Origin of the sequence: Enterobacter hormaechei subsp. xiangfangensis, from assembly GCF_001729785.1 — a bacterium.
Classification (GTDB): Bacteria; Pseudomonadota; Gammaproteobacteria; order Enterobacterales; family Enterobacteriaceae; genus Enterobacter; species Enterobacter hormaechei_C.
In genome coordinates this window covers 3382911-3401550 of record NZ_CP017183.1, presented here as the reverse complement: position 1 = coordinate 3401550, position 18640 = coordinate 3382911, and the positions used below count along the sequence as shown (strand labels likewise).

Genomic DNA, 18640 nt, shown 5'->3' with positions numbered 1-18640 from the left:
TTTTATTTCGACGCAAACGGTTTCGTCGGCGCTCAGGATTCTCTATAATGACGCCCGTTTTCCCCCCTTGCGCACACTGTAAGCGCCCCGGCGCTTCGAAGACGAGAGACTTATGATGGAAATTCTGCGTGGTTCGCCTGCACTGTCTGCCTTCCGTATTACCAAACTGCTGGCACGTTTTCAGGCGGCCGACCTTCCGGTAAGCAATATTTACGCTGAGTATGTCCATTTTGCTGACCTGAATGCCCCCCTGAATGCAGAGGAGCGCGTACAGCTGGAACGTCTGCTTAAATATGGCCCAAGCCTGAGCAGCCATACGCCGACCGGCAAATTAATCCTCGCCACGCCACGCCCTGGCACCATCTCCCCCTGGTCTTCCAAAGCAACAGACATCGCTCACAACTGCGGCCTGAACCAGATTAACCGTCTGGAGCGCGGTGTGGCGTACTACGTGGAAGCCTCTACCCTGAGCGACGCGCAGTGGCAGGCGGTTGCGGCTGAACTGCACGACCGCATGATGGAGAGCGTGTTTGACTCTCTGGATGATGCGCAGAAACTGTTCTCCCACCATCAGCCTGCGCCGGTACAGAGCGTGGATCTGCTGGGGCAGGGCCGTCAGGCGCTGATTGACGCAAACCTGCGTCTTGGTCTGGCACTCGCAGAGGATGAAATCGACTACCTTCAGGATGCATTCGTTAAGCTGAATCGCAACCCGAACGACATCGAACTGTATATGTTCGCGCAGGCCAACTCCGAGCACTGCCGCCACAAGATTTTCAACGCCGACTGGATTATCGACGGCGAACAGCAGCCGAAGTCGCTGTTCAAAATGATCAAAAACACCATGGAGCAAACCCCTGACCACGTGCTGTCTGCCTATAAAGACAACGCCGCGGTGATGGAAGGTTCCGAGGTGGGCCGCTTCTTCGCCGATCGCGAAGCAGGGCGCTATGACTTCCATCAGGAGCCCGCGCATATCCTGATGAAAGTGGAAACCCACAACCACCCGACGGCGATCTCCCCATGGCCGGGTGCGGCGACCGGCTCCGGCGGTGAAATCCGTGACGAAGGGGCGACCGGTCGCGGCGCGAAACCAAAAGCGGGTCTGGTCGGTTTCTCCGTCTCCAACCTGCGTATCCCGGGCTTTGAACAGCCGTGGGAAGAAGATTTCGGCAAGCCAGAGCGCATCGTGACCGCGCTGGATATCATGACCGAAGGCCCGCTGGGCGGCGCGGCGTTTAACAACGAATTTGGTCGTCCGGCGCTGAACGGTTACTTCCGTACCTATGAAGAGAAAGTGGACAGCCACAACGGCGAAGAGCTGCGCGGCTACCACAAACCGATCATGCTGGCGGGCGGGATCGGCAACATCCGTGCCGATCACGTGCAAAAAGGCGAGATCGTCGTCGGCGCGAAGCTGATCGTGCTCGGCGGCCCGGCGATGAATATCGGTCTGGGCGGCGGTGCGGCCTCTTCGATGGCCTCCGGTCAGTCTGATGCGGATCTTGACTTCGCGTCCGTGCAGCGTGACAACCCGGAGATGGAGCGTCGCTGTCAGGAAGTGATCGACCGCTGCTGGCAGCTGGGCGATGCTAACCCGATTCTCTTTATCCACGACGTAGGAGCGGGCGGTCTGTCCAACGCCATGCCGGAGCTGGTGAGCGACGGCGGCCGCGGTGGTCGTTTCAACCTGCGTGACATCCTGAGCGATGAGCCTGGCATGAGCCCGCTGGAAATCTGGTGTAACGAATCCCAGGAGCGCTACGTGTTGGCCGTTGCGGCGGATCAGCTGCCGCTGTTTGACGAGCTGTGCCGCCGCGAGCGCGCGCCGTATGCCGTCATCGGTGAAGCGACCGAAGAGCAGCACCTGACTCTGAGTGACACCCATTTCGACAACCAGCCGATCGATCTGCCGCTGGACGTGCTGCTCGGCAAAACGCCGAAGATGACCCGCGACGTAACCACCCGTAAAGCGGCGGGCAAAGCGCTGGATCGCCAGGGCATCACCGTGGCACAAGCGGTCAACCGCGTGCTGCACCTGCCTGCTGTGGCAGAGAAAACCTTCCTGGTGACCATCGGCGACCGTACCGTTACCGGTATGGTATCCCGCGATCAGATGGTTGGCCCGTGGCAGATCCCGGTCGCTAACTGCGCCGTGACCACCGCGAGCCTCGACAGCTACTACGGCGAAGCGATGGCGCTGGGCGAACGCACCCCAGTGGCGCTGCTGGACTTCGCCGCCTCTGCACGACTGGCGGTTGGTGAAGCGCTGACCAACATCGCGGCGACGCAGATTGGCGACATCAAACGTATCAAACTTTCCGCGAACTGGATGGCGGCAGCCGGTCACCCTGGTGAAGACGCCGGCCTGTATGAAGCCGTGAAAGCGGTGGGTGAGGAACTGTGCCCAGCCCTCGGCCTGACCATTCCGGTGGGTAAAGACTCCATGTCGATGAAAACCCGCTGGCAGGAGGGTAACGAGCAGCGCGAGATGACCTCTCCGCTGTCGCTGGTGATCACCGCGTTTGCGCGCGTGGAAGACGTACGTCATACCGTTACGCCGCAGCTTTCCACTGAAGATAACGCCCTGCTGTTGATTGACCTCGGCAAAGGCCATAACGCCCTGGGCGCCACCGCGCTGGCGCAGGTTTACCGTCAACTTGGCGACAAGTCAGCCGACGTGCGCGACGTCGCCCAGCTAAAAGGCTTCTACGACGCAATTCAGGCGCTAGTGGCACAGCGCAAGCTGCTGGCCTACCACGACCGTTCCGACGGCGGCCTGCTGGTGACCCTGGCAGAGATGGCCTTCACCGGCCACTGCGGCGTGGAAGCGAACATTGCAACGCTTGGCGAAGACCGCCTGGCGGCGCTGTTTAACGAAGAGCTGGGTGCGGTGATTCAGGTTCGCGCCGCAGACCGCGAGGCGGTGGAAGCGATTCTGGCGAAGCACGGTCTGGCAGACTGCGTCCACTATCTGGGGAAAGCCGTTCAGGGCGACCGCTTCGTCATTGAGGCCGACGGTCACGCTGTGTTCAGCGAAAGCCGCACCACGCTGCGCATGTGGTGGGCAGAAACCACCTGGCAGATGCAGCGGCTGCGTGACAACCCGGAATGCGCCGATCAGGAACACAACGCGAAGGCGAACGACAACGATCCAGGCCTCAACGTGAAGCTCTCCTTCGACATCAATGAAGACATCGCTGCGCCGTACATTGCGACCGGTGCGCGTCCGAAAGTGGCGGTGCTGCGCGAGCAGGGCGTTAACTCCCACGTTGAGATGGCTGCGGCCTTCCACCGCGCGGGCTTTGATGCCATCGACGTCCACATGAGCGACCTGCTGGCCGGGCGTACCGGGCTGGATGATTTCCAGGCGCTGGTTGCCTGCGGGGGGTTCTCCTACGGTGACGTGCTGGGCGCGGGCGAAGGCTGGGCGAAGTCTATTCTGTTCAACAGCCGCGTGCGTGACGAGTTCGAAACCTTCTTCCACCGTCCGCAGACGCTGGCGCTGGGCGTGTGTAACGGCTGTCAGATGATGTCTAACCTGCGCGAGCTGATCCCGGGCAGCGAAGCCTGGCCGCGCTTTGTGCGTAACCAGTCTGACCGCTTCGAAGCGCGCTTCAGCCTGGTAGAAGTGACCCAAAGCCCGTCTCTGCTGTTGCAGGGAATGGTCGGTTCACAGATGCCAATCGCGGTTTCGCACGGTGAAGGTCAGGTTGAAGTGCGTGATGCAGCGCACCTGGCTCAGCTTGAAAGCAAAGGACTGGTGGCGCTGCGCTTTGTTGATAACTTCGGCAAGGTCACCGAAACCTATCCGGCTAACCCGAACGGTTCGGCAAATGGCATTACCGCGGTCACCAGCGAAAGCGGTCGGGTGACGATCATGATGCCGCACCCGGAGCGTGTCTTCCGCACCGTGAGCAACTCCTGGCACCCGGAAAACTGGGGCGAGGACAGCCCGTGGATGCGCATTTTCCGCAACGCGCGTAAACAACTGGGTTAAGTTTCAACGCCCTGACTGTAGGCCCGGTAAGCGCGAGCGCCACCGGGCTTTTTTGTACCTGTCGCAAAATTGCGACAATCCTCTGGATTGAGTGTCTCCAATAAGAGACATATAAATTGTTGATTTATCTATGGCAGGACAGGTTTCCATTAAGGTGTTGCTTAATAGCGACACTTAGCCTGGAAATCATTCACCTGACAAGCAATGCATTTTAATAATAAAACAATTATTAATCATAAGGATAGTATCAAAGTTTGCAATCTGGCACGCATGTTGCATAATAGTAGCCAGTGGCTCATTCACCTTCTTATGTCAGCCCCTTCGGGACGTGCTACATAAACTTCGAATGACGCACAAAAAGGTGCCTGCCGTCCAACTACTGATTATTGCAATGCTTTATCAGGCCAGGGCGAAACGTCGAGTTAGGCACCGCCTTATTCCATGACAAAGCCGGGTTTTTACCCGGCTTTGTTGTATCTGAAGGGCAGACTCAGTTACGCTCTCCTCAAACCCGGATGATGAGAGTAATGTGTTGAAACGCTGGCCCGCTTTCCCTCGCTCCCTGCGACAGCTCGTTATGATGGCCTTCCTGCTGATCCTGCTACCTTTGCTGGTTCTGGCGTGGCAGGCATGGCAAAGCCTGAATGCGTTAAGTGCCCAGGCGGCCCTGACTAACCGCACCACGCTTATTGATGCCCGCCGTAGCGAGGCAATGACCAACGCCGCGCTGGAGATGGAGCGTAGCTATCGCCAGTACTGCGTGCTGGACGACCGTACGCTGGAGAGCGTCTATCAGAACCAGCGTAAACGCTACAGCGAAATGCTGGATGCCCATGCCGGGGTCTTGCCGGATGACAAACTCTATCAGGCGCTGCGTCAGGATCTGAACGATCTGGCGCAGCTCCAGTGCAAAAACAGCGGTCCTGATGCCGCCGCCGCCGCCCGACTTGAAGCCTTCGCGAACGCCAATACGGAGATGGTGCAGTCCACCCGTACGGTTATCTTTTCCCGTGGTCAACAACTCCAGCAGGAGATTGCCGAGCGCGGCCAGTTCTTCGGCTGGCAGGCGCTGGTGCTGTTCCTCGTCAGCCTTGGGCTGGTACTGCTCTTTACCCGCATGATCATCGGCCCGGTAAAGGGGATCCAGCGGATGATTAACCGCCTGGGGGAGGGCAAATCTCTCGGGGATACGGTTGTTTTTAAAGGCCCGCGCGAGCTGCGCTCGGTCGGTCAGCGCATCATCTGGCTTTCTGAACGCCTGGCGTGGCTGGAATCGCAGCGTCATCAGTTCCTGCGCCATATCTCACACGAACTCAAAACACCGCTGGCCAGTATGCGTGAAGGCACGGAGCTGCTGGCAGACGAAGTAGCGGGACCGTTAACCCCTGAGCAAAAAGAGATCGTGGCGATTCTGGATGCCAGTAGCCGCAATTTACAAAAACTTATTGAACAACTGCTGGACTATAACCGCAAGCTGGCGGATGGTGCTGTGGTGCTTGAAAGCGTTGAGATTGAACCGCTGGTGGACATGGTGATCTCCGCCCATAGCCTGCCAGCAAGAGCTAAAATGATGCATACCCAGGTGGATCTCAATGCGCCATCCTGCCTGGCAGAGCCGATGCTCCTAATGAGCGTACTGGATAATCTTTATTCCAATGCGGTGCACTATGGTACTGAATCCGGTACCATTTATATCAGAAGCAATAACAACGGTTCGCGGGTATTTATTGACGTAGCGAATACGGGAAGCCCGATTCCGGATGATGAAAAAACGATGATCTTTGAGCCCTTCTTCCAGGGGAGTCATCAGCGAAAAGGTGCGGTAAAAGGAAGTGGTCTGGGGCTGAGTATTGCCCGCGACTGCATACGACGCATGCAGGGTGAGCTTAACATCGTGAGTGATGAACGCGCCGATGTCTGTTTTCGTATCGAACTGCCTCTTGAGCCGGAAAAATCAATGAAATGAATAACAACCTGGTGAGTATGTCACACGTCTTTTACCGCGCACTGCGCGCGGTGTTTTCCAGCAAAAATGTGCGCCTCAGCCTGCCCTGCTTACTGCTGGCCGGCTGTGTAACCCATGCACCAAAAAGTGCGATTAGCCACAAACAGGAAGATAAATGGCCGCAACAACAGCTGGCCGATTTCCTTTCAACACGTTGCGATGATATCTGGAGCCTGTCGGGGCGTGATGTTGAATCCAATCCGCTGTTCTGGCTGCGCGGAATAGACTGCGCCCAGCGACTGGCGCCCGCCGAGGCCCGTGCCCAGGCGGCGATGCTGATGGACGATACCTGGCAGGACGCGTTTAAACGCGGGATCGTGATGGCGGATGCCAGAATCACGCCTGTCGAACGCCGCGCCAACGTGACGCGGCTGGATACTTACGTGATCAATATTCCCCCCCAGGTGCGCCCGGTTTATCAGCTCTGGCGGGACGGACAAACCCTGCAATTACAGCTGTCCGAAGAGCGTTTCCGCTACAGCAAATTGCAGCAGTCGAGCGACAGCGAGCTTGATGCGCTTCGCCAGCAGCAGGAGTCGCTGCGCGAGCAGCTGGAAACCACCACCCGCAAGCTCGAAAATCTGACCGATATCGAAAGACAGCTCTCGACGCGTAAGCCGGCAGGCAGCTATCTGCCCGATGGGTCGAAAGGCAACTCTGCCACGACGCCAGACAGTGAGACGCCGAAACAAGAGGATGTGAAGCCATGACAAGCCGTAAACCTGCCCATCTGTTACTGGTGGATGACGATCCCGGGCTGTTAAAGCTGCTGGGGATGCGTCTGGTCAGCGAAGGCTACAGCGTGGTCACCGCTGAAAGCGGGCAGGAGGGGCTGAAAGTGCTCAGCCGCGAGAAAATCGATCTGGTGATCAGCGATTTGCGCATGGATGAAATGGATGGCCTGCAACTGTTCACGGAGATCCAGAAGCAGCAGCCCGGGATGCCGGTGATTATCCTCACCGCTCACGGATCTATTCCTGATGCGGTGGCCGCGACGCAGCAGGGGGTATTCAGCTTCCTCACCAAACCGGTGGATAAAGACGCCCTCTATAAAGCGATCGACAGTGCTCTTGAGCACGCTGCGCCATCCGGCGACGACGGCTGGCGTGAATCCATCGTGACGCGTAGCCCTGTGATGCTGCGCCTGCTGGAACAGGCGCGGATGGTGGCGCAATCCGACGTTAGCGTGCTGATCAACGGCCAGAGCGGGACCGGGAAAGAGATCCTGGCCCAGGCGATCCACAACGCCAGCCCACGCAGTAAAAATGCCTTTATTGCCATCAACTGTGGCGCGCTGCCGGAACAACTGCTTGAGTCTGAGCTCTTCGGCCATGCCCGCGGCGCCTTTACCGGCGCGGTGAGCAGCCGTGAAGGGCTGTTCCAGGCGGCTGAGGGGGGCACGCTGTTCCTTGATGAAATTGGCGATATGCCCGCGCCGTTGCAGGTCAAACTGCTGCGCGTGTTGCAGGAGCGGAAAGTGCGTCCGCTTGGCAGCAACCGCGATATCGATATCAACGTGCGCATTATTTCCGCTACCCATCGCGATTTGCCCAAGGTGATGGCGCGCAACGAGTTCCGCGAAGATCTCTACTATCGACTGAATGTCGTCAACCTGAAAATCCCGGCGCTGGCCGAGCGTGCGGAAGATATCCCGCTGCTGGCAAATCACCTTTTGCGCCAGGCCGCTGACCGCCACAAACCATTCGTGCGCGCGTTCTCCACCGATGCGATGAAACGCCTGATGACGGCAAGCTGGCCGGGCAACGTACGCCAGCTGGTGAACGTGATTGAGCAGTGCGTGGCGCTGACGTCATCGCCGGTGATCAGCGATGCGCTGGTGGAGCAGGCGCTCGAGGGGGAAAACACGGCCTTACCGACGTTTGCGGAAGCGCGAAACCAGTTCGAGCTGAACTATCTGCGCAAGCTGCTGCAAATCACCAAAGGCAACGTAACCCATGCGGCGCGCATGGCCGGGCGTAACCGTACCGAGTTTTATAAATTGCTTTCACGCCACGAGCTGGAAGCGAACGATTTTAAAGAGTAATACCGCAAAATTCGCCTGAATATGATACTGTGAGCAACCGATTACGAGGCTGCTTACTGGCAAGAGTTTAAGGACCCACCATGAAAAAGATTGATGCGATTATTAAACCTTTCAAACTGGATGATGTACGTGAAGCGCTGGCAGAAGTAGGCATCACCGGGATGACCGTAACTGAAGTGAAAGGTTTTGGTCGTCAGAAGGGCCACACCGAGCTATACCGTGGCGCAGAGTACATGGTGGACTTTCTGCCGAAAGTGAAAATCGAGATCGTGGTGAGCGATGATATCGTCGATACCTGTGTGGATACCATCATCCGCACGGCGCAGACCGGTAAAATTGGCGACGGGAAAATCTTCGTCTTTGACGTGGCGCGCGTGATCCGTATCCGTACCGGCGAAGAAGACGACGCGGCGATTTAAAAAAGATTTGGTAGGCCGGGTAAGGCGCAGCTGCCACCCGGCGAAAAAAAAGCCCCTCGTTGAGGGGCTTTTTGCATTACAGCACTTTATGCGGGCCGAAACATTCGTAATGAATGTTGTCTTTATTCACGCCCAGGTCTACCAGCTGCTTCGCGGCATACTGCATAAACGCTACCGGCCCACAAACGTAGAACTGCATCCCCGGTGCGCTGAACGCCCCTTCATGCTGCCCTAAATTCATCAGGCCTTCGCTGTCGAAACGAGCCGCTGCGCGGTCGGCTTCCGTGGGTAAACGATACCAGGTATGCGCGGTAAAGTGTGGCAGACCCGCTCCCAGCGCTTTCACCTCGTCCGCGAAGGCGTGAACATCACCGTTCTCCGCCGCGTGGAACCAGTTAACCTGCGCGCTGTGGTTTGCTTTCGCCAGCGTATCCAGCATCGCCAGCATTGGCGTCTGACCCACGCCTGCGGAGATCAGCGTCACCGGGGTATTCGTTTCAACGGCCATAAAGAAATCGCCCGCCGGTGCCGCCAGATGGACCACGTCGCCCACGCTGGCTTCGTTATGGAGCCAGTTGGATACCTGACCACCTTCCTCACGTTTAACCGCAATGCGATAGCCTTTGCCGTCTGGCTTGCGGGTCAGGGAGTACTGGCGAATCTCCTGATGCGGGAAGCCTTCAGGCTTCAGCCAGACGCCCAGATACTGGCCCGGCTGGTAATCGGCAACTGGCTGACCGTCAACTGGCTCAAACTCAAAGCTGGTGATCAGTGCGCTGCGCGGGGTTTTCTCAACGATGCGGAAGGCGCGCGTGCCTTCCCAGCCGCCATTCTTGCTGGCGTTTTCGCTGTAGATCTGTGCTTCACGGTTGATGAATATGTTTGCCAGTACGCCATAGGCCTTCCCCCAGGCATCCAGTACTTCCTGGCCCGGGCTGAACATTTCGTCCAGGGTCGCCAGCAGGTGACTGCCGACGATGTTGTACTGCTCAGGTTTGATCTGGAAGCTGGTGTGCTTCTGCGCGATTTTTTCCACCGCAGGCAGCAGAGCCGGCAGGTTTTCGATGTTGCTGGCATAGGCGGCAATAGCGTTAAACAGCGCTTCGCGCTGATCGCCGTTACGCTGGTTGCTCATGTTGAAAATCTCTTTGAGCTCCGGGTTATGCGCGAACATGCGATCGTAGAAATGGGCGGTCAGTTTAGGACCCGTTTCAACCAGCAGGGGGATTGTGGCTTTTACGGTAGCGATGGTTTGGGCGTCGAGCATAGCAGCTTCCTTCTGATGTTACTTTAATGATGTATTTTATATGCATCTTATAAAAATACCCCTGCAATGTAAATGGTTCTTTGCAACGTGAAAAATATGCATCACAAAGCTGAAAAGAAATCCGTCGAGAATGGCGAGAGCTTTATTGCTCAAACCCTTGCGTGGCGTGGAGGTAAACGTTTGCGTAAAATCGTTTGTCAAGACCTGTTATCGCAGAACTATTCAGTTATACTGTTGCCCGTCGTCCAACAGGACTGCCTTTTCAGGCCAAAAATTTACTTGTTAGCTGAGTCAGGAGATGCGGATGTTAAAGCGTGAAATGAACATTGCCGATTATGATGCCGAACTGTGGCAGGCTATGGAGCAGGAAAAAGTACGTCAGGAAGAGCACATCGAACTGATCGCCTCCGAAAACTACACCAGCCCGCGCGTGATGCAGGCGCAGGGTTCTCAGCTGACCAACAAATATGCTGAAGGTTATCCGGGCAAGCGCTATTACGGCGGTTGCGAATACGTTGATATCGTTGAGCAGCTGGCGATTGACCGTGCGAAAGAACTCTTTGGCGCTGACTACGCGAACGTCCAGCCGCACTCTGGCTCTCAGGCTAACTTCGCTGTTTACACCGCGCTGTTGCAGCCGGGCGATACCGTTCTGGGTATGAACCTGGCGCAGGGCGGCCACCTGACTCACGGCTCCCCGGTTAACTTCTCTGGCAAACTGTACAACATCATCCCTTACGGTATTGATGAGTCCGGTAAAATTGACTACGAAGATATGGCGAAGCAGGCCAAAGAGCACAAGCCGAAGATGATCATCGGTGGTTTCTCTGCTTATTCTGGCATCGTTGACTGGGCAAAAATGCGTGAAATCGCTGACAGCATCGGCGCGTACCTGTTCGTCGACATGGCGCACGTTGCCGGTCTGATTGCGGCAGGCGTTTACCCGAACCCGGTTCCACATGCGCACGTTGTGACCACCACCACCCACAAAACCCTGGCGGGTCCACGCGGTGGGCTGATCCTGGCGAAAGGCGGTGACGAAGAGCTGTACAAAAAGCTGAACTCCGCCGTATTCCCAAGCGCCCAGGGCGGCCCGCTGATGCACGTTATCGCCGCGAAAGCCGTCGCGCTGAAAGAAGCGATGGAGCCAGAGTTCAAGGTTTATCAGCAGCAGGTTGCTAAAAACGCCAAAGCGATGGTGGAAGTGTTCCTGAATCGTGGCTACAAAGTGGTCTCTGGCGGGACTGAAAACCACCTGTTTCTGCTGGACCTGGTTGATAAGAATCTGACCGGTAAAGAAGCTGACGCAGCCCTCGGCCGCGCCAACATCACCGTGAACAAAAACAGCGTGCCAAACGATCCGAAGAGCCCGTTCGTGACCTCCGGTATCCGTATCGGTTCTCCGGCCGTAACTCGTCGTGGCTTTAAAGAAGCGGAAGTAAAAGAGCTGGCGGGCTGGATGTGTGACGTTCTGGACAACATCAATGACGACGCGGTTATCGAGCGCGTTAAAGGTAAAGTGCTGGACATCTGCGCACGCTTCCCGGTGTACGCATAATTCTCTGCGTTGCAGAACTGAAAAAGGCCGCTCATGCGGCCTTTTTTTATGGGCTAACGTCGATCGAGGGAGATGGCCCCCGGCCCGGTAATCGCCAGCAAAATAAATGCGCCAGCGATACTCACATTTTTGTAGAAGTTAATCATATTTGGCAGGACCGCATCGCCCGTCATATCCCAGTAGTGGTGACCAATCACCGCCGTTCCCAGCGTATAGAAGACAAAGATCACCGCGAGAGGGCGGGTGAAAAAGCCCAGCACGATTAGAATCGCGGCGGGGACTTCCATCACCACCGCAATAATCGCGGCCAGCATGGGCATGGGGGCGCCGAGCGACGTCATATACTGAACGGTGCCGCTAAACCCCGTCAGCTTGGGATAACCGAAAATAATAAACAGGACCACGATAGCAATGCGGGCAATTAAAAGCAGGAGAGAACGAGAGGAGCCGAAATCGAAATAACGTAAGCTGTTCATGGCAAACGACCTCTTCAGGCGATGTCTTATAAACGTAATACAGTTTTACCGCTCTCGCCATACGCTGTCCGGCTGGTGATGATGTTAATTGTTAGTTAATTTATAGCGCGCTAACGACTTGCTAAAGTCAGGGATTAACGCCAGACTATCGCCTCCATTTCGGGAGGGATTCATGGTCTTGCATTCCACGCGCTGGCTGGCGCTCAGCTATTTCACCTATTTCTTTAGTTACGGTATTTTTCTGCCTTTCTGGAGCGTCTGGCTCAAGGGAATTGGTCTGACGCCTGAGACCATTGGCATCCTGCTGGGCGCGGGGCTGGTGGCACGCTTCCTGGGTAGTCTGCTGATTGCGCCCCGCGTCAGCGATCCCTCCTTACTGATTAAAGCGGTGCGAATTCTGGCCCTGCTGACGCTGGTCTTTGCAGTCTGCTTCTGGGTTAGCCACCAGTTTGCCTGGCTGATGGTGGTAATGGTTGGCTTTAATCTGTTCTTCTCCCCGCTGGTGCCGCTGACGGATGCCCTGGCGAACACCTGGCAAAAGCAGATCACCATGGACTATGGCCGCGTGCGCCTGTGGGGATCGATTGCCTTCGTGATCGGCTCTGCGCTGGTCGGGAAACTGGTCAGCCTCTATGACTATCGTGCCATTCTGGCGCTGCTAACGCTCGGCATCGCCTCAATGCTGCTCGGTATGTTGCTGCGTCCGTCGGTGATGCCGCAGGGCGAAAGCCGCCATCAGGAGAGCGCCGGCTGGCCCGCCTGGCGCTCGCTGGTGGCGCAAAGCTGGCGTTTCCTGGCCTGCGTCTGTCTGCTTCAGGGGGCGCATGCGGCCTATTATGGCTTCAGCGCCATCTACTGGCAGGGGGCGGGTTACTCGGCTTCTGCGGTAGGCTACCTGTGGTCGCTCGGCGTGGTGGCGGAGGTTATTATCTTCGCGCTGAGCCAAAAACTGTTCCGTCGTTTCGGGGCGCGTGACCTGCTGCTGCTTTCCGCCGTGTGCGGCGTGGCGCGCTGGGGCATCATGGGCTGGACGACGGAGCTGCCGTGGCTGATTATGGCGCAAATTCTGCACTGTGGAACCTTCACCGTCTGCCATCTGGCGGCGATGCGCTACATCGCGGCGCGAGAGGGTGGGGACGTTATTCGTCTTCAGGCGGTCTATTCAGCGGTGGCGATGGGCGGCAGTATTGCGGTGATGACCGTATTTGCCGGTTTCCTCTATCAGCACCTGGGGCACGGTGTGTTCTGGGTGATGGCGCTGGTCGCTTTACCGGCCATCGTTATTCGCCCTAAAGTCGCTGCTCGCACGTAACTACGATTCGAGCATAACGCGAATGTGTTCCTGCTGCTGCGTGTTCAGGGTCTCAACGGCATGAATGAGCGGCGGCGAGAACAGCGGCAGGGCGGTTGGATAAGGCGTAATGACCAGCGCTGCCTCGCGGGGGGCGCCCTCCTTCTTAAACGCCTCCAGGCTAAGATAACGAATATTGAGCGGCAGAAGCGTCAGCTCGCGAAGCTGCTGCTCAATTAACTCTTCGCAGGCTTTATCTTCCCCCGTTAACAGGACCACCTGTTTTTCATGCAGGTCGGTCTCCTGCATCAGCCAGGCACCAAAAATCACCGCCACCAGAGCCATCTCTTCACCGGAGAATCGCAGACCAAATTCGGCTTCCAGCTCAAACAGCGCCTCTTTAGTGGTGCGCAGCAGCCGGGGGTATAAACGGTGGATCTCTTCCGGCAGACTGTTGTCGATGCCGATGTCAAATAAGGAGCGGTCCAGCGCCTGAGCCAGATGGATATAAAGCTGATCGGTCAGCCCTTGCTCATCGCTGAAGTTCATCCCGGTTTGCGCCCGGAAGCGGGCAATCATACGCACGATGGCGCGACGCAGGCGCTGATCCTGCTGGTGTTTATCCATCACCGGGTCGGGTGTGCGAAGCATCATAAACAGCAGCGCCAGGAACAGCTGTTCATCGCTGTGCGTTCCCTGCGGGACGCGCCGTTTCCAGTGGCGGACAATTTCCTGCGCCGTAAAGTATTCCCCTCGGGACTGCGTCCAGCTGCGCTGAACGGGCGAAAACTCCGGCGTATTGCCCAGATGATGCTGAATCAGACAATATTGCAGATAGAGCTGTAAAAATTGTACGTCGCGGGACTCAAACTGGCGCTGAAGCTTGCGCGCACAAAAGTTGATAAGCGCCCGAAGGTTCGCATCGTCATAAAGCGGGCGGGCAATGCCGTGCTGTTTGAGCGCGGTTTTTAAGGCAGGGGTAAACTGTTGGGCGACAAAATGTGGACAGAGCCGAAGCGCCCTGCGCAGCCAGTGCAGCAGGCACAAACGTTGATTAAGGGCGGAACCCTCAATTCGGTAGCAGCCATCATGGTGCGTGACGATATCAAGCCGATGATAGCGCTGGATTTCATCGCGCGTCTCGGCTATATCTTGCCGTGCCATGACGTCGTCCACGCCGTTGGCAGCGATTATGCTCTGTGCGGTGACGGCAGCATCGGGCAGGTAAAGCATCAAAAGCACCTGGCAGCGGCGCTGCGAACTGGAAAGCACAGATGGAATTTCAAGCGTCGTCATCATCTGTCGGGTATCCAGTGTGAATGTTTGATAAGAATAGCTAAAGGATGGGCGCTGAAAAGCGCACCGGCAGGCCTTTCACTCAGGATTGCTGGCGAACATCACAGAATTTTTGACGTGAGGAACAGATGCAAATAGTTAAACAAAGCGCGGTAGCGTTATTTTTGGCGGTTTTCACTTTCGCCGCCGGCGCACATCCTCACAGTTTTATCAGCCTGAAAACCGAACTGGTGACGGACGGCACGCAGCTCAGTGGCCTGAAGATGCACTGGACGATGGATGAAATCACCTCCGCCGACCTGCTGTACGATGCCGGAAACGCAAAGCCCGGCGATGAGATCTGGAAAAAGCTGGCGGCGGAGGTGATGGCCAACGTGCTGGGTCAGCACTACTTCACCGAGTTCTGGCACAACGGACAAAAGGTGAAATTTCTTAACCGTCCCACGGAGTACGGCATGACCCGCGAAGGTCATCAGGCGGTGCTGACGTTCGTGCTTGCGCTGGCGCATCCTCAGCCGCTGGCCGGGCAAACGTACCGCTTTTCCACTTTTGACCCTACCTACTATGTCGATATGCGCTATGACAAAGACAGCGACGTACGGCTGCCGGACGCGCTGCAAAAAAGCTGCAAAATTGGCGTGCACACCCCTAAACCCAGCGAAGAGACGCTGAACTTTGCGATCTCGCTGGATAAAGCAGATGCCCCGCCTGAGGACATGGAGCTGGGTAAACAGTTCGCGCAGGAGGTGACGTTACAATGTCAGTGATCTCCTCTCCCGTCAGTAAGCCGCGTCGCTGGCTACACCTCTGGCCTCTGGCGCTCTTTTTGTTGTTAGCGGTTGGCGGCGCGCTCTGGCTGTGGCAGGCATGGCCGCAGGTGATGGTGAAAAGCGTCCTCTGGCAGCGGGAAGTTAATCAGCAGATGAGCGTGCTGCTGAAAGCCGTGGCGGAAAATCCGACCAAAGCGGGCGGCGCTCTTCTGGCGTTCAGCTTTATCTATGGCGTGCTGCATGCCCTGGGACCGGGGCACGGCAAAATTGTCATCACGACCTGGCTTGCCACGCATCCGTCGAAGCTGAAATCGAGTATCGGCCTGACGCTGGCTTCTTCTTTACTTCAGGGCGGGGTGGCGATTGCGCTGGTCGTGGTCGTCCTCTCGCTGCTACAGCTGCCGGCTCGCCAGCTGCATATGAGCAGCTTCTGGCTGGAGAAGGGGAGTTACGCGCTGGTAGGCGTGCTGGGGTTGATCCTCTGCTGGCGGGCGCTGAAAAAATTGCGCGCGTTGCTGCAAAAACCAAAATTCAAAGCCTTTACGCCGCATCACGTTCACCATGAAAACTGCGGGTGCGGGCATCAGCATCTGCCGACGCAGGAACAATTACAGAATGGTGACGACTGGCGTGCGCGTCTGATGATTGTGCTCTCAATGGGGATGCGTCCGTGCTCGGGCGCAATCATGGTGCTGTTGTTCAGCAAAGTGACAGGCGTATTTGGCTGGGGCATGCTCTCGGCGCTGGCGATGGCGGCGGGAACGTCTCTGACGATCTCTTCGTTAGCCTTGCTGGTGCACAGCTTCCGTCAGCTGGCGGTAAAACTCAGCGGCAATAAAACGCCGGTATTGTGGCGACAGGTTGGCTGGACGACGCTTGCGTTGGCGGGCGGGGTGATTCTGCTGGTGGCTGCGGTCACGATGTGGATGAGCGCGCTGCCGGTGGGAAGGGGGTTGCGGCCTTTCTAGCCGTATCTGAGGCGTGTTGTAGGCCCGGTAAGCGTAGCGCCACCGGGCTTAACAGACTGAATTAACGCTTCAGCGCATCGCTCAGTTCATCACGCATGTTTGCCAGCATGGCTTTAACAACGCGCGGGTTACCTGCAACGATGTTGCCGGTAGACATATAGTTATGGCCGCCGGTGAAGTCGCAAACAATCGCGCCAGCTTCACGTGCGATCAGCTCGCCCGCCGCGAAGTCCCACGGCTTCAGTGACAGCTCAAAGTAACCGTCAACGCGGCCGGTCGCCACGTAGGCCAGATCCAGTGCAGCAGAGCCAGTGCGACGGAAGTCCGCGCATTCGGTGAACAGCTTGCCCAGGATATTCATATAGGTGGTTGCGTGCTGCTTCGCCTTGAACGGGAAGCCAGTCGCCAGAATGGTGCCGTCGAGATCGCGTGCATTGCTGCAACGCAGACGGTAGCCGTTCAGCTGCGCGCCCTGACCGCGGGTTGCGGTGAACAGTTCGTTACGCATTGGATCGTAAACAACAGCGACTTCAGTACGGCCTTTGATGCGTACTGCAATAGACACAGAGAAGTGTGGCAGGCGTTTAACGAAGTTGGTGGTGCCATCCAGTGGATCGATAACCCATTGAACATCCTGATCGGTACCTTCATGTTCACCGCTTTCTTCGGTGATGATGGTGTGCTGCGGGTAAGATTTGCGGATCGTTTCGATAATAATCGCTTCTGCGGCTTTATCGACGTTCGTCACGAAATCATTGCTGCCTTTCTGGCTGGTTTCTACGGAGTCTGGGGTTTCGTAGTGTTTGGCAATTACATTACCCGCCTTGCGCGCTGCGCGCACGGCGATGGTCAGCATCGGATGCATCGGTCTCTCTCACTGGATGTTAAAGAACAGGAAAATCGGCGCAGAGTATAGCAGCGGGATCGGATTATGTCTCTCGTTTATGATAATATGCCCGAATATTCTTCAGACACTGAATCCAGACATCTAAAAATTATGCTGCAAAACATTCGAATCGTGCTGGTCGAAACATCGCACACCGGCAACATGGGCTCTGTGGCCCGCGCTATGAAAACCATGGGCTTAACGAACCTGTGGCTGGTTAATCCGCTGGTGAAACCAGACTCTCAGGCTATTGCTCTGGCGGCCGGCGCCAGCGACGTGATCGGGAATGCGCAGATCGTGGACACCCTGGACGAAGCCCTGGCCGGTTGCAGTCTGGTGGTGGGGACCAGCGCGCGCTCCCGTACGCTGCCCTGGCCGATGCTGGACCCGCGCGAATGCGGCCTGAAAAGTATCTCAGAAGCGGAACAGGCGCCGGTTGCGCTGGTGTTTGGTCGTGAACGCGTTGGCCTGACCAACGAGGAACTACAGAAGTGTCACTACCACGTGGCGATTGCCGCCAATCCGGAATACAGCTCGCTGAACCTGGCGATGGCGGTGCAGGTCATTGCCTACGAAGTGCGCATGGCATGGCTGGCGACGCAGGAGAAACCGGTCGAACCTAAAGAAGAGACGGCCTACCCGCTGGTGGACGATCTGGAGCGCTTCTACGGTCATCTGGAGCAGACGCTGCTCTCAACCGGCTTTATCCGTGAAGGCCACCCGGGCCAGGTGATGAACAAGCTGCGCCGTATGTTCACCCGCGCCCGCCCGGAAAGCCAGGAGCTGAACATCCTGCGCGGGATTCTGGCGTCGATTGAGCAGAAGAACAAAGCGTAGTGTCGATTTCCCCCTCTCCCCGTGGGAGAGGGCTGGGGTGAGGGCATCAGGCCGCACCTATATTATGAAGGCACAGAAGGTTAAATACCTGACTAAAACAGTCAAGTAAATAGTTGACCAATTTAGTCAGGAATGTCAGACTTGGCCCTGCTATGCAATACCCCCATTTTACAATAAAAAACCCCGGGCAGGGGCGAGTTTGAGGTTAAGTAAGACATGAGACTGACATCTAAAGGGCGTTATGCCGTGACCGCGATGCTGGACGTTGCGCTCAACTCCGAAGCGGGCCCGGTTCCGTTGGCTGATATTTCTGAACGACAAGGGATCTCCCTCTCTTACCTGGAACAGCTGTTCTCCAGACTGCGTAAAAATGGACTGGTGTCCAGCGTTCGTGGCCCGGGCGGCGGTTATCTGCTGGGTAAAGACGCGGGCAGTATTGCGGTTGGCGAAGTGATTAGCGCGGTTGACGAATCCGTTGACGCGACCCGTTGCCAGGGTAAAGGCGGCTGTCAGGGCGGCGATAAATGCCTGACCCACGCGCTGTGGCGCGATCTGAGCGACCGTCTGACCGGCTTCCTGAACAACATCACCCTCGGTGAGCTGGTGAATAACCAGGAAGTTCTGGATGTCTCTGGGCGTCAGCATAGTCAGGATTCACAGCGCAGCACCCGCACGCAGGACGCCATCGACGTTAAACTGCGCGCGTAATTAAAAAGATAAGTATTCAGAATCAGGCCGGGGTGGTCACACCCCGCGTACTCGGTCGTACATCCAGCCGGTTGCCTGATTCCTTGCATTGAAGCGATGTACGGAGTTTATAGAG

The 18640-nt window shown here is 56.9% G+C and carries 15 protein-coding genes; 11 read left to right on the top strand and 4 right to left on the bottom strand.

The genetic code is table 11. The annotated features are described in order from the left end of the window. The first annotated feature begins 112 nt into the window (after positions 1–112). From purL to glnB, 5 genes are all read left to right on the top strand, one after another. Entirely contained in the window at positions 113–4000 is a 3888-nt protein-coding gene (gene purL / locus BFV63_RS16180; RefSeq protein WP_057059256.1) for a phosphoribosylformylglycinamidine synthase, read from the top strand. Positions 4001–4532: 532 nt separating this feature from the next. Further along, on the top strand, positions 4533–5966 hold the full coding sequence (qseE, locus tag BFV63_RS16175) for a two component system sensor histidine kinase QseE/GlrK (protein WP_114079442.1): 1434 nt from the start codon (positions 4533–4535) through the stop codon (positions 5964–5966). Then, positions 5963–6715 (top strand): two-component system QseEF-associated lipoprotein QseG, encoded by a 753-nt coding sequence (qseG, locus tag BFV63_RS16170; protein WP_045894651.1) that lies wholly within the window; start codon positions 5963–5965, stop codon positions 6713–6715. Before qseE ends, qseG begins: the two co-directional genes overlap by 4 nt. Then, positions 6712–8049, top strand: a complete 1338-nt coding sequence (gene glrR, locus BFV63_RS16165) for a two-component system response regulator GlrR (protein ID WP_003860687.1) — start codon at positions 6712–6714, stop codon at positions 8047–8049. Before qseG ends, glrR begins: the two co-directional genes overlap by 4 nt. Positions 8050–8129: 80 nt before the next feature. Then, a complete protein-coding gene (gene glnB, locus BFV63_RS16160) occupies positions 8130–8468 on the top strand; it encodes a nitrogen regulatory protein P-II (RefSeq protein ID WP_003860685.1) in 339 nt (112 codons plus the stop codon). Between the two features lie 76 nt (positions 8469–8544). Here glnB and hmpA read toward each other — a convergent pair whose 3' ends face one another. Then, positions 8545–9735 carry an NO-inducible flavohemoprotein gene (hmpA, locus tag BFV63_RS16155; protein WP_048240406.1) on the bottom strand — a complete coding sequence of 397 codons (1191 nt, stop codon included), beginning with the start codon at positions 9733–9735 and terminating at the stop codon, positions 8545–8547. A 304-nt stretch (positions 9736–10039) separates the two neighbouring features. Here hmpA and glyA point away from each other — a divergent pair, with 304 nt between their 5' ends. Next, on the top strand, positions 10040–11293 hold the full coding sequence (glyA, locus tag BFV63_RS16145; RefSeq protein ID WP_003860678.1) for a serine hydroxymethyltransferase: 1254 nt from the start codon (positions 10040–10042) through the stop codon (positions 11291–11293). 53 nt (positions 11294–11346) lie between these two features. Here glyA and BFV63_RS16140 read toward each other — a convergent pair whose 3' ends face one another. Continuing rightward, a complete protein-coding gene (locus tag BFV63_RS16140) occupies positions 11347–11769 on the bottom strand; it encodes a DoxX family protein (RefSeq protein WP_003860675.1) in 423 nt (140 codons plus the stop codon). 172 nt (positions 11770–11941) lie between these two features. On the opposite strand from BFV63_RS16140, the gene BFV63_RS16135 reads away from it, so the two are divergent. Beyond that, positions 11942–13081 carry a 3-phenylpropionate MFS transporter gene (locus tag BFV63_RS16135; RefSeq protein ID WP_048240408.1) on the top strand — a complete coding sequence of 380 codons (1140 nt, stop codon included), beginning with the start codon at positions 11942–11944 and terminating at the stop codon, positions 13079–13081. On the opposite strand, the gene csiE is transcribed toward BFV63_RS16135, so the two are convergent. Further along, positions 13082–14359: a stationary phase inducible protein CsiE gene (gene csiE, locus BFV63_RS16130; protein WP_003860672.1), complete on the bottom strand. Its 1278-nt coding sequence runs from the start codon at positions 14357–14359 to the stop codon at positions 13082–13084. It lies immediately after the preceding gene. A 125-nt stretch (positions 14360–14484) separates the two neighbouring features. Between csiE and BFV63_RS16125 the strand changes: the two genes are divergently transcribed. Next, positions 14485–15123: a DUF1007 family protein gene (locus tag BFV63_RS16125; RefSeq protein ID WP_048240409.1), complete on the top strand. Its 639-nt coding sequence runs from the start codon at positions 14485–14487 to the stop codon at positions 15121–15123. Next, positions 15114–16094: a nickel/cobalt transporter gene (locus BFV63_RS16120; RefSeq protein WP_045330514.1), complete on the top strand. Its 981-nt coding sequence runs from the start codon at positions 15114–15116 to the stop codon at positions 16092–16094. The genes BFV63_RS16125 and BFV63_RS16120 overlap by 10 nt, the downstream gene beginning before the upstream one ends. A gap of 61 nt (positions 16095–16155) precedes the next feature. On the opposite strand, the gene suhB is transcribed toward BFV63_RS16120, so the two are convergent. Next, complete coding sequence (suhB, locus tag BFV63_RS16115) at positions 16156–16959, bottom strand: inositol-1-monophosphatase (RefSeq protein ID WP_003860668.1); 804 nt, start codon at positions 16957–16959, stop codon at positions 16156–16158. Positions 16960–17091: 132 nt separating this feature from the next. Between suhB and trmJ the strand changes: the two genes are divergently transcribed. Both trmJ and iscR read left to right on the top strand, forming a co-directional pair. After that, the gene (gene trmJ / locus BFV63_RS16110; RefSeq protein WP_003860666.1) at positions 17092–17817 is read left to right on the top strand and encodes a tRNA (cytosine(32)/uridine(32)-2'-O)-methyltransferase TrmJ; all 726 of its coding nucleotides are present in this window, start codon (positions 17092–17094) and stop codon (positions 17815–17817) included. A 216-nt stretch (positions 17818–18033) separates the two neighbouring features. Then, on the top strand, positions 18034–18525 hold the full coding sequence (gene iscR, locus BFV63_RS16105; RefSeq protein WP_003860665.1) for a Fe-S cluster assembly transcriptional regulator IscR: 492 nt from the start codon (positions 18034–18036) through the stop codon (positions 18523–18525). Positions 18526–18640 lie beyond the last annotated feature (115 nt).

Excerpts from the sequence above, each read along its gene's own strand:
- purL (WP_057059256.1), top strand. The coding sequence starts at position 113 with ATGATGGAAATTCTGCGTGGTTCGCCTGCACTGTCTGCCTTCCGTATT.
- qseG (WP_045894651.1), top strand. The coding sequence starts at position 5,963 with ATGAATAACAACCTGGTGAGTATGTCACACGTCTTTTACCGCGCACTG.
- glrR (WP_003860687.1), top strand. The coding sequence starts at position 6,712 with ATGACAAGCCGTAAACCTGCCCATCTGTTACTGGTGGATGACGATCCC.
- glnB (WP_003860685.1), top strand. The coding sequence starts at position 8,130 with ATGAAAAAGATTGATGCGATTATTAAACCTTTCAAACTGGATGATGTA.
- hmpA (WP_048240406.1), bottom strand. The coding sequence starts at position 9,735 with ATGCTCGACGCCCAAACCATCGCTACCGTAAAAGCCACAATCCCCCTG.
- glyA (WP_003860678.1), top strand. The coding sequence starts at position 10,040 with ATGTTAAAGCGTGAAATGAACATTGCCGATTATGATGCCGAACTGTGG.
- BFV63_RS16140 (WP_003860675.1), bottom strand. The coding sequence starts at position 11,769 with ATGAACAGCTTACGTTATTTCGATTTCGGCTCCTCTCGTTCTCTCCTG.
- BFV63_RS16135 (WP_048240408.1), top strand. The coding sequence starts at position 11,942 with ATGGTCTTGCATTCCACGCGCTGGCTGGCGCTCAGCTATTTCACCTAT.
- csiE (WP_003860672.1), bottom strand. The coding sequence starts at position 14,359 with ATGATGACGACGCTTGAAATTCCATCTGTGCTTTCCAGTTCGCAGCGC.
- BFV63_RS16125 (WP_048240409.1), top strand. The coding sequence starts at position 14,485 with ATGCAAATAGTTAAACAAAGCGCGGTAGCGTTATTTTTGGCGGTTTTC.
- BFV63_RS16120 (WP_045330514.1), top strand. The coding sequence starts at position 15,114 with ATGTCAGTGATCTCCTCTCCCGTCAGTAAGCCGCGTCGCTGGCTACAC.
- suhB (WP_003860668.1), bottom strand. The coding sequence starts at position 16,959 with ATGCATCCGATGCTGACCATCGCCGTGCGCGCAGCGCGCAAGGCGGGT.
- trmJ (WP_003860666.1), top strand. The coding sequence starts at position 17,092 with ATGCTGCAAAACATTCGAATCGTGCTGGTCGAAACATCGCACACCGGC.
- iscR (WP_003860665.1), top strand. The coding sequence starts at position 18,034 with ATGAGACTGACATCTAAAGGGCGTTATGCCGTGACCGCGATGCTGGAC.